The organism is Exiguobacterium sp. s28 (assembly GCF_018618135.1).
GTDB lineage: Bacteria > Bacillota > Bacilli > Exiguobacteriales > Exiguobacteriaceae > Exiguobacterium > Exiguobacterium mexicanum_A.
The window spans coordinates 127,673-140,763 of record NZ_JACSLL010000004.1 but is presented as its reverse complement, the minus strand read 5'-3'; the positions used below and the strand labels follow the sequence as shown (position 1 = coordinate 140,763).

The following is a 13,091-nucleotide window of genomic DNA, read 5'->3' as shown; positions in this document are numbered from 1 at the left end:
GACGGGAATAGATGACAATATCTGAGTGTGAAAAGGAGAATGTGCTTTGATGGATACAGTCATGTTAATCGTCAACCCATCGTCTGGGAAAGAGTTAGGGAAAGAACACGCCGCGGCAGCGGAGGAAGTCTTACGTGAGCGTTACGGTAACGTCGATGTCCGGTTCACGGAGAAAGCTGACGATGCCACCCATTTCGCAAAAGAAGCGGCATCGAAACAATATAAAGCCGTCATCGCGATGGGTGGCGACGGGACGTTGAACGAGGCCGTCACCGGTCTCGCCGAAGCCGACCATCGTCCTGATTTCGGCATCATCCCGCTCGGTACCGTCAACGACCTCGCCCGCGCGCTCGGCGTCCCGAGCGATCCCGCAGATGCCATCGAGGCGCTCAAGACGGCGCAACCGACACCGATGGATATCGGCAAATACGAGAACGGCTACTTCATGAACGTCATCGCCATCGGGCTCATCGCCGAGGCCGTCGACGAGGTCAGTGTCGAGGAGAAAACGAAATGGGGCCCGTTCGCCTACTTGATCGAAGGCATCAAAGCGTTCCGCGAACATAGTCCGTATGCGCTGTCGGTCCAAGCCGATGAGCACACGTTCGACGGAGACGCTTATTTGGTCGTCATCGCCCTCACGAACTCGGTCGGCGGGTTTGAGAACTTTGAACCGGACGCTGAGTTGAACGATGGCTTGCTTCATGTCTACTTATTTGAAAACCTCGGCTTCAAAGACGCGGTCCAACTCGCACCGGCCCTCTTCACCGGCAAGTTGAAAGAAACGGACAGCGTCACGTCGTTCACGACGAAACGCGTGCATGTCGACTCACCAGAATCGCTTCCCGTCAATGCCGACGGCGACACGGGTGGGCAGCTGCCGCTCACGTTTGAAGTACTCCCGAGTCATTTGAACGTTTTGAAGCCGGTCGAGTGAAACAAGGATTTTCCCCCTTAAACGCGAAAGAACGTCACGGAAAGGAGGGGAAAGGATGACCATCTCGCTCGTCCCTTTACAGGAAGCGTCGAACGCCATCGTCGCAACGTTCAATCGTTGGAACAACGACCCGACAATCGTCCATTTGATTCGTCCCGTCCGCTCGGAGGAAGAACTCGCCGCCGAACATCACATGACGGTCGAAGACTTGACGGACCGCCTCCGGACCCATGATATCTTCCTCATCTACGCAGATGACGTGCTCGTCGGTGAGGTGAATATCATCTATGATGCCCCGCATCTGTACGACAACGAACGCGGAAGCGCCTGGCTCGGACTCGTGATTGGAGAGCCGACCGGTCGCGGGAGAGGTGTCGGTACAACGGCCCTGACCCTGTTAGAAGAACGATTGCGTGCACAAAATGTGCCTCGCATCGAGCTCGGTGTGTTTGGGTTCAATGAAGCGGCTCATCACCTTTATCGAAAGGTCGGCTACACGGAGATTGCCCGTATCGAGGCGTTCACGTACTGGGACGGTCAATTTTGGCCGGATATCCGGATGGAAAAACGATTGGATTGAATAAGGCCTTCCTCGCATCGAGGAAGGCCTTTCGTCAGTTATTTAAATTCTCGACTTCGACGACGCGGAACCCTTTTTGTTCGAGTTTCGCGACGATTTTGTCTTTCTTCGGCTCGTCGCAATCAGGCGGCAACGTGATCAATACCCGGCGCAAGACTTTACTCTTGGCATCGAGCGTCATGAGACTGGCAATCGATGAGTATTTGCTGATGATTTTCGTAATCTTCTCAAGCGCCCCCGCTTGCTCACTGAGTGCGATTGTGACGACATAACTCCCCGTGTCACGACTCCATGCCTCTTCGAGCATGCCGAGCATCTTCCCGTGCGGCAAAATCCCGTAGAATTCGTTGCTCTCATCTTTTAAGACCGCGATATACGGTAATTCTTTGATCGAGAAGAACACTTTGAAGAAACCGTCCGATTCATGGACGTACTTTTGCGTGTTCTTGATGAGCTCCATGACGTTGTCATCTAGGCTCGCCCCACTCATCCCGTGGCGATAAATATGCATTTTATAGATATTACCGCGGAAAAACGTTCCCGTCTCATCGAGCACAGGGACACAGCGGTAGCCTGTCTTTTCGAGCGTATCGAGCGCCTCGCGTAATGTCGCCTTTTCACTGATTGTGACGACATCTTTCTTCGGAATGCATAAGCTATGCACTAACATGCGGTTTTCCTCCTAGCCAATTGAAAGTGGTCTACACCCTATTCATTACTATTCCCCAAATATGATTGAAATCCTGCCATCAATTTTCGAAACTTATTCCGGCGCGAAAACGACCTCGGAATTTGTCGTAGCGTCAAAAAGTCGTTATAGTGAAACTATCCAAACAGACAAAGGGGATTGAACGACTATGACAATGAAAAAAGCGTTAACGATCGCTGGCTCGGATACGAGCGGCGGTGCAGGCATCCAGGCTGATTTGAAGACGATGGAAGAGCTCGGTGTTTACGGGATGACCGCACTCACGGTCATCGTGGCTCAAGACCCGCATAACGCATGGCACCACGAAGTATTCCCGATCGACACGACGTTGATTGAGAAACAAATCGATACGGTCCTCGCCGGAATCGGTGTCGATGCCGTCAAGACAGGCATGCTCCCGACGCCAGAAATCATCGAACTCGCCGCTCGTAAAATTAAAGAATACGGCATCCAGAACGCGGTCGTTGACCCGGTCATGGCTTGTAAAGGTGCAGACGAGATTCTCAACCCGGACGTCGCGGTCGCGATGCGCAAGCACCTCGTACCGGTCGCTAAAATCATCACACCGAACTTGTTCGAGGCGCGCATGCTTGCAGGTCTCGATAAAACACCTTCGACGATGGATGAAATCAAAGAAGCTGCTCGTTTGATCCATGAGCTCGGCGCTGAGATTGTCATCGTCAAAGTCGGCGGCAAGCTCGGGTTTGATACAGCATTCGACGTGCTTTACGACGGTAACGAGTATCGTCTCCTTGAGAGCGAGAAAATCGAGCCTGCCTTCACACATGGCGGCGGCTGCACGTTCTCGTCAGCGATCGCGGCCTCACTCGCGAACGGTCACTCGGTCGACGAGGCTATCCAAATCGGAAAAGAGTTTATCACTGAAGCGGTCCGTCACTCGTTCCGCCTCAACCAATACGTTGGCCCGACGAACCATACCGGTTACCGTAAAAAACTAGCAACACAATCTTAACGGGTGGCCCGGGACGTATGTCTCGGGTCATCGTTTCCATTGGAGGGAACCGCGTGAAATCGATTCAACCTACAACCATCCAGACATACTTGGACGCGCATGTATCCATGCCGCTCTATGTTCACGTCGAGACGACGAACGGGGCGTATGCGACGCATAACGACCCTGACTTTCATAACGCCGGCATGTTCATCCGGAACGTCGTCATCGAATACAGCATCGGCCAAATCAAAGGCAACGGTCCATATCGGGTCGGCTTGAAGCTCGATCACGGTTGGCTTTACGTCGAAGGATTGACCGATTACGAACAGCATGGGGACCAGCTCCTGCTCGCCGGTCATGACCGGCTCGGTCGCCTCGCCTGCGCCTTACACTTAGATATCAAACCGCTCCCACAAGGAGCCTCGGAGGTGGAAAGCCAATGAATGGACCGTTACTCGTTATTTTTCCGCATCCTGATGATGAAGCGTTCAGCTCGGCCGGGACGATCATCCAACACCATAAGAACGGCTTCCCGGTCACGTACGTCTGTCTGACGCTCGGTGAGATGGGCCGCAATATGGGCTCGCCGATTTTCACAACACGGGAAGAGTTGCCGAAGATTCGCAAGCATGAGCTCGAGGAAGCATGTGCCGTCATGGGCATCGACGACCTCCGCATGTGGGGACTCCGTGATAAGACCGTCGAGTTCGAAGACGAAGCGGAACTCGCTGGACGGTTCAGCGCGTTAATCGAAGAAGTGAAACCGGCCCGCGTCATTTCCTTCTACCCGGGCTACGCCGTCCATCCCGACCATGAGGCGACAGCACGAGCGGTCGTTCGAGCGCTCCAAGAGATGGATGAAGCGAGTCGTCCAGAGTTTTTAGGCGTCGCCTTTGACCATCGCACCGAAGCGGAACTCGGAAAGCCGCACGTCCTCATCGAAGTCGGCGACGAGAGTGCCGCGAAACGCGAGGCGTTGCTCGCCCACCGCTCTCAGACGGAAGGATTGCTGCGGGCCATCGACAACGCAGAAAACGCCCACGTCATGGAGTTACTCCAACGTGAGCGTTTCTATCACTATCCGTTCTCATGATTCGTAAGCGAGACGTGTCATGTACAAGAGTGCACCGACAGCCCCGAGGCCGATCAACGTTCCCAATACGACAACGATATGTTCCATGTTCTCACCTCTACTTGGTTATACGAACTTGATGGATCATTGGTTTCAAAGCGCATGTGCTGACATGCGCTTTTTTTCTTAGAAGTACAAGAAGTAAATGACAACCGCCAACACGATGCGATATATCGCGAACGGCGTCAATTTGACTTTATTGATCAACTTCAAGAAGAACTTGATTGACAACAGCGCGAATAAGAACGCGCTAATGAATCCGACGACGAAGACCGGGAGGGTCGCCATCGTGAAGTACTCCCATTTGCTGTAGAGCGAGAGCGCACTAGCACCGAACATAATCGGTACGGCCATGATGAACGTGAAGTCCGCCGCGGCCCGGTGACTCATCCCTAAGAGGACACCGCCCGATATGGTCGACCCTGAGCGTGAAAAGCCCGGCCAGAGCGAGAAACATTGAATCAAGCCGACACCGAGCGCCTGCTTATACGAAATCTCATCGAGCGTTGCTGTCGTCTGACGCTTCACGCCTGACAAATCGGCGGCAATCATGAAGAACGCGCCGATGACGAGCCCGATTAAGACCGTCTTGATTGAAAACAAGTGTGTGTCGATGTAATCCTCGAACATCAACCCGAGCACAGCGGCCGGGAGCAGCCCAATCAAAATATGTAACACATTCAATTTGTTCGTCGGCCCGCTGTTACGAATCGCTAGCAATTCTTTCGGGTTCAGTAACTCCTTGAACCGACTTCGAAACACGACGATGACCGCTAAAATCGAACCGAGCTGAATCACGATTTTAAACGTGTTCGCGACCTCTTGACCGAGGAAGCTGCTCGAATTGAGCCATAGGTCGTCCACAAGAATCATGTGCCCCGTCGACGAGACCGGGGCGAACTCTGTCATCCCTTCGACGACCCCTAACAAAAATCCAATCAGTAACTCATACCATTCCATCGTCTGTCTCCTACTCCAGTATTGTTTCTTATCATACACGGTTGCTTCTCCGCCCGCCTCGGTCTTGAGGCGTAAAAAAAAGGATGCTCGCTTAAGCATCCTTTTTCCAAGTAACGAATATGATGAGCAATTGATGCATACAAACGACGATCCCAATCCATAAAAAGGCAACGAAGAGCGTCATACCGGCCCCGATCACAAACACTAGTCCGATGAGGATGATACTAACGTGCAGCAACATCGAGACGGATGACTCGGTCGTCGCCCGGATGACAGACGGGACACGGTGATGCAATGCCCCTAGATAGAGCGGTTCGACGATGCCGATAAGAAACGCCATGCCTGCCATCCAGACGAGTCCGACTTGTCCTGGGAAAAAGCCGAGAATGACAAAACCGAGACCGATGCCCCAACCGATTCCGTGCAACCAACGATCGACCGTCGTGATGTGTAACAGGACCGGGGCGAGCAGTTGCCCTGGTATTTGAATGAGCAACAGGACAGTCGAAATCATTCCGAACCAATAGATGGGAACTTCGACGTCACGGGCGTACAACTGCCAAAACTCATCGATGAAGTTGAACGCACCGATTGTCACGATGAACACCGACGACAAGGCAAGTAGCTGGTGGTCGTGCCACAAGAAGCGAAAACCTGCCCCGATATCCGCCCATGTCATTCGTTCCTCTGTCACGACTCGTCTCGGCTCGACAAGGCCGAGGCTACATGCTGTCGCGATAAACAAACTGACAATCGACAGCACATAGTTCAGTTCAAACGGGAAGCGTGTGGCCAGCAAGGCGCCGCTGATCGCCGCGAGAACGGCTGCAACGATTCCGATGACATTCAACCGGCCGACCCAGCGCTCGAACGCCTCCGTCTTCCCATCCTGTTCAAGCGTCTCATAGAGAAGTGCATTCTCCGCCCCGCTCCGGAGCGCCGCCCCAATGCCTGACAAGGCGATGGCTAAGGCGAAACCGCCGAACGAAAAGGACACAAGTAACACGACAAAGGAACCCCACTCGAGTGCAGTCCCGATTTGCAACAGACGTCGGCGTTCCAAGCGATCGGCTAACACCCCGGTCGGCACTTCGAGGATGACGACGAGGACGGCATAGAGCATTTCGAGATAGACGACTTCTTGCATCGTGATCGTCCGCGACTCCCAAAACAGACGCTCAATCGTGTAGGCCGGGACGAGCGCCTCGAACCAACGCATCCATCCAAGCAACGTAACGTTTCGACCGACTTAGCTAGGTGAACGTGCTCGTTTCATCTAAATCTCCTCCTTATTCACCTATTCCCGATTGCACAAAAAAAGCCACGGGAAATTCCGTGGCCAGACGATTATTTGAGCAGATTAAGGATTTCGCGATTGAACGCCGGGATGTCGTCCGGTTGACGGCTTGTCACCAGCTGTTCTTGGCAGACGACGACTTCTTTGTCCGCATACTTCGCACCGGCATACTCCATGTCGACTTTAATCGACTTATAACCGGTTGCATCGCGGCCTTCGAGCGTCTTCGCCGTAATCAACAGTTGTGGGCCGTGACAGATAGCGAACACAGGTTTCTTCGCGTCCATGAACGCTTTCGCGAATTGAACGAACCGCTCGTCTTCGCGTAACAAGTCGGGTGAGAACCCACCTGGTAACAGCAACGCGTCGAAGTCTTCCGGCGACACGTCATCGATTGCTTTGTCGATCGTGACTTTCGACTCGCCTTGTTTGCCTTCAACCGTGTTACCGGCTTTCTTTTCAATCGTGACAACTTCGTGCCCCGCTTCCACCAATGCGTCGCGTGGACCCGTGAACTCTACGTCTTCAAACATATCTGTGATTAGCGTTGCTACTTTTGCCATATTGAAAACACTCCCTCATTATTTTTATGCACATAAGGAGTGTTCCACACCTAACCGGCCCATAAACATTCAACGAAACTTCGAGACGTACGGATTGGCTCGTTCGAAGAAGCGGTACGGGTAATCGCGTGCTTCGCCCGTATTCGGAATCCCTACGCGCGGACCGGCCTCGATTTCCGGGATGGCACTCCCTTCAACGATATAAAGTGGCTCATGTTGGAGCGAATGTCCGTATAGGTCCATCGTGATGCCAAGCGCTTTCGTCAGTTTTCCGGGTCCGTTCGTCTGGTCGAATCGCTTAATGCCGGGACGATTCGCCTCAATGATGCCCTGTCCTTCAATCGGCTCGATGGCCCGAATGAGGACGGCTTCCGGCGTGCCGACCGGACCGCTCACGACGTTCAAGAGCGTATGCGTGTGCATCTGATACGTGTAAACGTGTCCAGGTAACCCGAACATCACCTCGGTCCGATTCGTCCGTCTGCCGCCGAAACTGTGGGCCGCCCGGTCGATGGCGCCGAGATAAGCTTCCGTCTCGACGATTTTTCCGACGATTTGACCGTCGAGATGATCATGGACGAGATAGTGACCAAGTAACGAACGGGCCAATTCGAGCGTCGGTTGCTCATAAAATGATGGATCGAGTCGTTTCATCGTCATCCCTCCTCGGTCTCATTTTCTCAAATGAAGACGGGAAGATACAAAAAAGATGCCCGTTCTAATCAAAGGGATTTCGTAATGGAAGCCGAATGGTATGACATACGAGAAAGTGAGGCGAACCAAGGTGGGGTATCTATTAGAATTAAGAAAGACAGTCGGCAACAGGCCATTAATCACTGTCGGGGCGACCGTGCTCGTATTGAATGACAGGCATGAGCTGTTGTTTCAGCATCGTTCCGACACGCATGATTGGGGATTGCCAGGAGGCTCGATGGAGTTGAATGAGACGTTAGAAGAAGTGGCTGCCCGTGAATTGAATGAAGAGACAGGGCTTGAAACCAATCAATTTGAACTCGTCGGTGTCTGCTCGGGGCCAAAGTTTTTCTTCAAGTACCCGAACGGAGATGAAACGCATAGTGTCATCAACCTCTTCCATGCGAAGCAAGTGCGAGGGACGTTAACCATGAACGACGGAGAAAGTCTGGACTTGCAGTATTTCTCAAGAGCTGATTTGCCGACGGATATCGAATCCAGAGCCCAGGCGCTCATCGATCAGTTCGGAGATACGTTATGGGAACTCGAGAGCTCTTTTACCTGAGACATTTAAAAAACCATCCAGGACACCTATTGGTCCTGGATGGTTTTTTGGAGTGATTCGATTAGGATGCGATCCGCATCGCCTCACGTTGCTTTCCCAACTTCACGTATCCGAGAATGATCGAGAAAATCGGGCTGAGCCAGAGGAAGAAGGCGAACGGTGCGTATTCAAGTACCGGTACCCCGAGCGTGGCCGCGAAGAATGCACCCGACACGCCCCATGGGATGAGCGGGTTGATCACCGTCCCGCCGTCTTCAAGAGCACGTGACAAGTAACGGGGATCGATGCCGCGATCGATGAACCCTTGTTTGAACGCCTGACCTGGAAGCAAGATCGACAAGTACTGCTCACCCGCGAGCAAGTTGACACCAATCGAGCTGAGGACGACCGACAAGACCGAGCTGCCTGGTGACTTCAACCGTTCGAGCAATGCGTCGACGATCGCTTGGAACACACCAAGTTCGCGGAGCAATCCACCGAACGCGAGCGCGATCAAGACGAGGCTGACCGACCAGAGCATCGATTCGAGTCCGCCACGGTCGAGTACGGCCGCAATCGTCTCATTCTCGACGCCCGATTTGAATCCGGCCTGCATAACGCCAAACCAGTTCGTGACGTTCCAGTTGCCTTGGACAAACCCTGCCGTCAACACACCGGCGAACATGCCGACGAGCATCGTCGGCAAGACCGGCATCCGGCGGAAGGCGAGAACGGCAACTAGGATCGGCGCGAGCAAAGTCAGCCATGATAAGTTGAACCGCCCGGCGAGCGCCGCCTGTGCCTCAGCGATTTGTGTCGTATCCGCCGCTTGCCCGCTCCGACCGAGGATTGTGAACAAAACAAGGGTGATTAGGAAAGCCGGGACGGTCGTCCCCATCATGAAACGGATATGGTCGAACAGTTTGACACCGGCCACGGCCGGCGCGAAGTTCGTCGTATCTGACAATGGGCTCATTTTGTCGCCGAATAATGCACCTGAGACGATCGCCCCTGCGGCAAGCGCCGGAGAAATCCCGAGCGCCATCCCGATACCGAACAAGGCGACCCCGACCGTACCGACCGTCGTAAAGGCACTGCCCGTGAACGACGAGACAATCATTGTGATGAGCAAGACGCTCGGCAAGAACCATTGCGCTGAGATTGTATCTAAACCGATGGAGAGGATTGTCGCCACCGTACCAGACATCTGCCATACACCAATCAACATCCCGATCAACAGTAAAATCAAGACCGGCATGATGGCTTCACGGATCCCGCTGATCATCGCGGCTTCGATTCGTTTAAAATCACGCGTGCGATAATACGCGTAACCCCCTATTAATACCATTGTGCCAAAGATCGCCATGTGTGGCGTCGCTTTGGCCAAAAACATCAGTGCGAGCAGGGAAATACCGCTCATCAGCACGACGAATACAGCCTCTTTTCCTTTCATCTGCATCGACGTCCCCTCCTTTCAGTTCCATTATTTTCTACCTAACCGCTTAAACGCTTTTATGCGCGAAAGTGTTTCAGTGATGTTCTTTACTATACCTGCTTCTCTTTTCCCTGTCAAACGTCTTTTTATGGTAAAGTAAACGCTCGAGGGTGACCTCCGGAGTTCGTAACCTCCTCCGACATCAAAACTAGCGAAAAAGGAAGTGTGCACGTTGCAACACGAAAAAGCATTGGTCGTCTTTAGCGGCGGTCAAGATTCAACCACCTGCCTATTTTGGGCAAAACAACAATTCTCTCATGTGGAAGCGGTGACGTTCGCCTACGGGCAACGCCATGACGCGGAAATCGAGGTCGCGAAAGAGATTGCGGCCGAACTCGATGTCCCGCACCACATCCTCGACTTGTCCTTACTCGGACAACTCACCTCTAACGCGTTGACGAGACACGATCTCGACATCGACAATGCGGACGTCCCAAACACGTTCGTCGATGGACGCAATCACTTATTCTTATCCTTTGCGGCCGTCATGGCCAAACAGCTCGGTATGCATCACATCGTCACCGGCGTATGTGAGACCGACTTCTCAGGTTATCCGGATTGCCGGGACCAGTTCGTCAAATCCTTGAACGTGACGCTCAACTTGGCGATGGACTATCCGTTCGTCATCGACACACCGCTCATGTGGCTCGACAAAAAGCAGACGTGGGAACTCGCGGACCGACTCGGTGCGTTCGATTACGTCAAAGAACGGACGCTCACGTGCTATAACGGCATCCTCGGATCAGGTTGCGGCGAATGCCCGGCTTGTGTGCTCCGTCAAAACGGCCTCGCCGCGTATGAGGAGGTGCGCGTATGAAGAACGCCCCATTCCTCGCCCCGACGAGTGTCGAAGCCAAACAAGACGGCTCGCTCATCTATTGTCCGCACCGCGTCCAAATCGTCAAAGAAGTAACGTTTGACGCCGCGCATCATTTGTTCGATTACGACGGTAAATGTCGAGCGCTACACGGACATACGTATAAATTGCAAATGGGTATCAGCGGTTTTCTCGATAACCGTGGCATGACGCTCGACTTTGGCGATTTAAAAGCCATCTTTAAAGAAGAACTCGAACCATACCTCGACCATCGTTATTTGAATGAGTCGTTACCTTATATGAACACGACTGCCGAAAACATGTGCTACTGGATTTTCGAGCAGCTCGCCAAACACTTGCCTGACGAGCGCGACGTCCGCGTCGAGTTCGTCAAACTGTACGAGACGCCGACATCGTACGCCGAGTTCCGCCGCGAATGGTTGGTGGACTGATGAAAATCCCTGTCCTCGAAGTGTTCGGCCCGACGTTTCAAGGGGAAGGCCGCGCCATCGGACAAAAGACGATGTTCGTCCGGACCGCCGGTTGCGATTATCGCTGTTCGTGGTGCGACTCCGCCTTCACGTGGGACGGCTCGGAGAAACCCGACATGCTGACAGCCGACGAGGTGATCGAACGGCTCGACGCGCTCGGCGTGTACGACTATGTCACCATCTCGGGCGGCAATCCGCTCCTCATCGCCGCGATGAAAGACTTGGTGATAAAACTGAAGGCGCGCGACGTCAAACTCGCCGTCGAGACGCAAGGCAGCCGCTATCAGGACTGGCTCGCTGACATCGACGACGTGACGCTCAGCCCGAAACCACCATCTTCCGGCATGACGACCGACTGGGAGAAACTCGACGCCATCGTCGAACGGCTGCGCCCCGAACAGATGACGTTCAAAGTCGCCGTCTTCGACGAGATCGACCTCGCCTATGCGAAATCGGTACAGACGCGCTACACCCCGGACGTCATGTACTTATCGGCCGGCAATCCCGAGCCCGGTGCGGACGGTGACATCACCGACGCCCAGCTCCGTCGTTTGAAAGAACTATGGGAGGACGTCGCCCGCGACCCGTCATGGCAAAGTGTCCGTGTCCTGCCGCAGCTGCACACATTACTGTACGCCAACGAACGTGGCGTCTAAGGAGAATAACTATGAGACCAGAAGACTTACAAGACTTGTCGCTCCTCGGACAGAAGAGCGTCCCATACATTTTTGAATACGCACCGGACGTCCTCGAGGCGTTCCCGAACCGTCACCCGGAGAACGACTACTTCGTGAAGTTCAACGCACCGGAGTTCACGTCGCTCTGCCCGATCACGAACCAACCGGACTTCGCGACGATTTATATCTCATATATCCCGGACGAGAAGCTCGTCGAGTCAAAATCGCTCAAGCTATATTTGTTCAGCTTCCGCAACCATGGGGACTTCCATGAGAACTGCATCAACGTCATCGGAAAAGACCTCGTCAAGTTGATGGAGCCACGCTATCTCGAAGTGTGGGGCAAGTTCACGCCACGCGGCGGCATCTCGATCGATCCGTACTACAACTACGGCAAACCGGGCACGAAATACGAAAGAATGGCTGAACATCGCTTGTTCAATCACGACCTGTATCCTGAGACGGTCGACAACCGTTAACCAAAAAGTAGGCGCTCAACGGGAGCGCCTACTTCTTTTTATAGCGATTAACTTGTCGTTTGATCGGTTCCCGGAACACCGTCGCGACGAGCGTCAGGACGACCAAGACGACGAGGGCGAGGATGATTAACTTAAAGTCTCCGCTCGCGAGGCTACTACCGAGGAAATTGTTGGCGAACGCACCCGGGATCATCCCGACCGTGGTCGCGAAGACATAACCCGGGAGGCGCACTTTCGCGAGCCCTGAGGCGTAACTGACCAAGTCAAAGTTGACGAGCGGAATCAAGCGTAAAATCAAGACGTAGAAGAACCCGTCCTCTTCAATCTTATGCTGCACCTTCTCATAGTTGCTCGTCTCGAAATGGTGGAGAAAGCGGTCACCGAAGCGAATCGCGATATAGTAAGCGACGAGCGCGCTGAGCGTGGCCCCGATGACTGTATAGACGACACCAGGCAGCGTCCCGAACGCCAATCCACCGGCGACGGACAAGACCGACGTCGGAAATAAAATCAACGGGCGAACGGTGAACAGTAAAATATAGACGAGCGGGGCGAGCCACCCGAATTGAACGATATAATCGCGAATCTCACTCGGACGCAAGTCGATCCACTGATAAAGGAACGTCGCGGTACCGAAGACGAGTAAGACGATGGCAATGATCCATTGCGTTTTCCACTTGTTCATCGGTCGACCTCCTCTCTTTCTTCCATCATATCGCCTCACCTCGAAAAAGTAACGCCTTCCTTTTTTTAGGAATCGCA

General features: G+C 53.5%; 17 protein-coding genes. 10 read left to right on the top strand and 7 right to left on the bottom strand.

Features of this window, described 5'->3' with window-relative positions; translation table 11 throughout:
- Positions 1 to 49 precede the first annotated feature (49 nt).
- The gene (locus tag KNP78_RS06625) at positions 50 to 937 is read left to right on the top strand and encodes a diacylglycerol/lipid kinase family protein (protein ID WP_034780782.1); all 888 of its coding nucleotides are present in this window, start codon (positions 50 to 52) and stop codon (positions 935 to 937) included.
- Positions 938 to 992: 55 nt separating this feature from the next.
- Positions 993 to 1,517, top strand: a complete 525-nt coding sequence (locus tag KNP78_RS06620; protein ID WP_214797430.1) for a GNAT family N-acetyltransferase — start codon at positions 993 to 995, stop codon at positions 1,515 to 1,517.
- Positions 1,518 to 1,551: 34 nt separating this feature from the next.
- Here the strand turns inward: KNP78_RS06620 and cbpA are convergent, their stop codons facing one another.
- Positions 1,552 to 2,187 (bottom strand): cyclic di-AMP binding protein CbpA, encoded by a 636-nt coding sequence (cbpA, locus tag KNP78_RS06615; protein WP_034780770.1) that lies wholly within the window; start codon positions 2,185 to 2,187, stop codon positions 1,552 to 1,554.
- Positions 2,188 to 2,374: 187 nt separating this feature from the next.
- On the opposite strand from cbpA, the gene pdxK reads away from it, so the two are divergent.
- From pdxK to bshB2, 3 genes are read left to right on the top strand one after another with little or no spacing between them, the layout of a single operon-like run.
- A complete protein-coding gene (pdxK, locus tag KNP78_RS06610; protein WP_034780769.1) occupies positions 2,375 to 3,199 on the top strand; it encodes a pyridoxine/pyridoxal/pyridoxamine kinase in 825 nt (274 codons plus the stop codon).
- Between the two features lie 53 nt (positions 3,200 to 3,252).
- Positions 3,253 to 3,624: a YojF family protein gene (locus KNP78_RS06605; RefSeq protein ID WP_034780768.1), complete on the top strand. Its 372-nt coding sequence runs from the start codon at positions 3,253 to 3,255 to the stop codon at positions 3,622 to 3,624.
- Entirely contained in the window at positions 3,621 to 4,274 is a 654-nt protein-coding gene (gene bshB2, locus KNP78_RS06600) for a bacillithiol biosynthesis deacetylase BshB2 (RefSeq protein ID WP_034780767.1), read from the top strand. The genes KNP78_RS06605 and bshB2 overlap by 4 nt, the downstream gene beginning before the upstream one ends.
- 165 nt (positions 4,275 to 4,439) lie before the next feature.
- Here the strand turns inward: bshB2 and KNP78_RS06595 are convergent, their stop codons facing one another.
- The 4 genes from KNP78_RS06595 to KNP78_RS06580 all read right to left on the bottom strand — a co-directional run bounded on the left by KNP78_RS06595 (position 4,440) and on the right by KNP78_RS06580 (position 7,793).
- Positions 4,440 to 5,273 carry an undecaprenyl-diphosphate phosphatase gene (locus tag KNP78_RS06595; RefSeq protein WP_214823481.1) on the bottom strand — a complete coding sequence of 278 codons (834 nt, stop codon included), beginning with the start codon at positions 5,271 to 5,273 and terminating at the stop codon, positions 4,440 to 4,442.
- Positions 5,274 to 5,364: 91 nt separating this feature from the next.
- Positions 5,365 to 6,504, bottom strand: a complete 1,140-nt coding sequence (locus KNP78_RS06590) for an MFS transporter (RefSeq protein WP_251128473.1) — start codon at positions 6,502 to 6,504, stop codon at positions 5,365 to 5,367.
- Between the two features lie 116 nt (positions 6,505 to 6,620).
- Entirely contained in the window at positions 6,621 to 7,133 is a 513-nt protein-coding gene (locus tag KNP78_RS06585) for a type 1 glutamine amidotransferase domain-containing protein (protein ID WP_034780765.1), read from the bottom strand.
- A 69-nt stretch (positions 7,134 to 7,202) separates the two neighbouring features.
- Positions 7,203 to 7,793, bottom strand: coding sequence for a DNA-3-methyladenine glycosylase (locus KNP78_RS06580; RefSeq protein ID WP_138860072.1), 591 nt, complete (start codon positions 7,791 to 7,793; stop codon positions 7,203 to 7,205).
- 124 nt (positions 7,794 to 7,917) lie between these two features.
- On the opposite strand from KNP78_RS06580, the gene KNP78_RS06575 reads away from it, so the two are divergent.
- Positions 7,918 to 8,391 (top strand): NUDIX hydrolase, encoded by a 474-nt coding sequence (locus tag KNP78_RS06575; RefSeq protein ID WP_214823480.1) that lies wholly within the window; start codon positions 7,918 to 7,920, stop codon positions 8,389 to 8,391.
- A gap of 61 nt (positions 8,392 to 8,452) precedes the next feature.
- Here KNP78_RS06575 and nhaC read toward each other — a convergent pair whose 3' ends face one another.
- Positions 8,453 to 9,829 carry a Na+/H+ antiporter NhaC gene (gene nhaC / locus KNP78_RS06570; protein WP_034780760.1) on the bottom strand — a complete coding sequence of 459 codons (1,377 nt, stop codon included), beginning with the start codon at positions 9,827 to 9,829 and terminating at the stop codon, positions 8,453 to 8,455.
- A gap of 208 nt (positions 9,830 to 10,037) precedes the next feature.
- On the opposite strand from nhaC, the gene queC reads away from it, so the two are divergent.
- From queC to queF, 4 genes are read left to right on the top strand one after another with little or no spacing between them, the layout of a single operon-like run.
- Positions 10,038 to 10,682 (top strand): 7-cyano-7-deazaguanine synthase QueC, encoded by a 645-nt coding sequence (queC, locus tag KNP78_RS06565; RefSeq protein ID WP_034780758.1) that lies wholly within the window; start codon positions 10,038 to 10,040, stop codon positions 10,680 to 10,682.
- A complete protein-coding gene (queD, locus tag KNP78_RS06560; protein ID WP_021068101.1) occupies positions 10,679 to 11,134 on the top strand; it encodes a 6-carboxytetrahydropterin synthase QueD in 456 nt (151 codons plus the stop codon). The genes queC and queD overlap by 4 nt, the downstream gene beginning before the upstream one ends.
- Positions 11,134 to 11,829 (top strand): 7-carboxy-7-deazaguanine synthase QueE, encoded by a 696-nt coding sequence (gene queE / locus KNP78_RS06555; protein ID WP_251128471.1) that lies wholly within the window; start codon positions 11,134 to 11,136, stop codon positions 11,827 to 11,829. The genes queD and queE overlap by 1 nt, the downstream gene beginning before the upstream one ends.
- A gap of 11 nt (positions 11,830 to 11,840) precedes the next feature.
- Entirely contained in the window at positions 11,841 to 12,329 is a 489-nt protein-coding gene (gene queF, locus KNP78_RS06550; RefSeq protein WP_021068099.1) for a preQ(1) synthase, read from the top strand.
- Between the two features lie 28 nt (positions 12,330 to 12,357).
- Here the strand turns inward: queF and KNP78_RS06545 are convergent, their stop codons facing one another.
- Positions 12,358 to 13,014: a TVP38/TMEM64 family protein gene (locus tag KNP78_RS06545; RefSeq protein WP_052090263.1), complete on the bottom strand. Its 657-nt coding sequence runs from the start codon at positions 13,012 to 13,014 to the stop codon at positions 12,358 to 12,360.
- Positions 13,015 to 13,091: the final 77 nt, after the last annotated feature.

Coding starts and splice junctions, on each gene's coding strand:
- nhaC (WP_034780760.1), bottom strand. CDS start 9,829: ATGCAGATGAAAGGAAAAGAGGCTGTATTCGTCGTGCTGATGAGCGGT.
- KNP78_RS06625 (WP_034780782.1), top strand. CDS start 50: ATGGATACAGTCATGTTAATCGTCAACCCATCGTCTGGGAAAGAGTTA.
- queD (WP_021068101.1), top strand. CDS start 10,679: ATGAAGAACGCCCCATTCCTCGCCCCGACGAGTGTCGAAGCCAAACAA.
- KNP78_RS06580 (WP_138860072.1), bottom strand. CDS start 7,793: ATGACGATGAAACGACTCGATCCATCATTTTATGAGCAACCGACGCTC.
- pdxK (WP_034780769.1), top strand. CDS start 2,375: ATGACAATGAAAAAAGCGTTAACGATCGCTGGCTCGGATACGAGCGGC.
- cbpA (WP_034780770.1), bottom strand. CDS start 2,187: ATGTTAGTGCATAGCTTATGCATTCCGAAGAAAGATGTCGTCACAATC.
- KNP78_RS06595 (WP_214823481.1), bottom strand. CDS start 5,273: ATGGAATGGTATGAGTTACTGATTGGATTTTTGTTAGGGGTCGTCGAA.
- bshB2 (WP_034780767.1), top strand. CDS start 3,621: ATGAATGGACCGTTACTCGTTATTTTTCCGCATCCTGATGATGAAGCG.
- KNP78_RS06585 (WP_034780765.1), bottom strand. CDS start 7,133: ATGGCAAAAGTAGCAACGCTAATCACAGATATGTTTGAAGACGTAGAG.
- queF (WP_021068099.1), top strand. CDS start 11,841: ATGAGACCAGAAGACTTACAAGACTTGTCGCTCCTCGGACAGAAGAGC.
- KNP78_RS06620 (WP_214797430.1), top strand. CDS start 993: ATGACCATCTCGCTCGTCCCTTTACAGGAAGCGTCGAACGCCATCGTC.
- queE (WP_251128471.1), top strand. CDS start 11,134: ATGAAAATCCCTGTCCTCGAAGTGTTCGGCCCGACGTTTCAAGGGGAA.
- KNP78_RS06545 (WP_052090263.1), bottom strand. CDS start 13,014: ATGAACAAGTGGAAAACGCAATGGATCATTGCCATCGTCTTACTCGTC.